The organism is Micromonospora sp. CPCC 205546 (assembly GCF_036902715.1).
Lineage (GTDB): Bacteria > Actinomycetota > Actinomycetes > Mycobacteriales > Micromonosporaceae > Micromonospora.
The window spans coordinates 1-740 of record NZ_JBAKHL010000177.1 but is presented as its reverse complement, the minus strand read 5'-3'; the positions used below and the strand labels follow the sequence as shown (position 1 = coordinate 740).

General features: G+C 68.6%; 2 pseudogenes. Both read right to left on the bottom strand.

Annotated features, from left to right (window positions below):
* A pseudogene (locus V6U77_RS29920) lies at nt 1-229 on the bottom strand (4-hydroxy-2-oxovalerate aldolase); the annotation flags it as partial.
* Nucleotides 226-740: pseudogene (locus tag V6U77_RS29915) on the bottom strand (hypothetical protein); the annotation flags it as partial. The pseudogenes V6U77_RS29915 and V6U77_RS29920, both read right to left, overlap by 4 nt.

Sequence of the window (740 nt, the reverse complement as noted above, 5' to 3'; positions counted from 1 at the left end):
ACGTCATCACCTCAGCCGCCGCCGAAATCCAATCCGCGTCACTGGCCGCACCATGACCGTAGTTCACGCTCGAACCCGCAAGACCATCACCATGCGCCACCTCGATCGCCGCCACCCCCGCCGCATCCAGCGCCGCCGCGATCGCACGGACCTGCTCCACGGTGTACCGGTGAGCCACGGCGTGCATACCGTCGCGCAACGTCACGTCCTGGATGTACAAATCAGTCACGCCGGCACCTCCACGACGCCCCGACCCGCACCGTCGCGGTCCCCGTCGTGGCCCGTCGACCTCGATCGCACGCCGACCAGCCGCTCCGCCGTCCGCAACGCCGCCGACGTCATGATGTCCAGATTCCCCGCGTACGCCGGCAGATAATGCCCCGCACCGGAAACCTCCAGGAACACCGACACCTGCAACCCACGCAACCGCCGACCCAACGACGGCACAAACGTGTCGACAACGTCGAACTGCACGTCCTGCTTCAACCGGTACCCCGGCACGTACTCCCGCACCGCCGCCACCATCGCCGCCACCGAGCCCGCGATCGCCGCCCGATCGGCGTCAGCATCGGGGCAGAGGCAGTAGACGGTGTCGCGCATCAACAACGGCGGGTCCGCTGGGTTCAACACGATGATCGCCTTACCCCGTCCGGCGCCGCCGACGACCTCGATCGCCCGCGCCGTGGTCTCCGTGAACTCGTCGATGTTCGCCCGCGTCCCCGGACCCGCCGACCGCGACG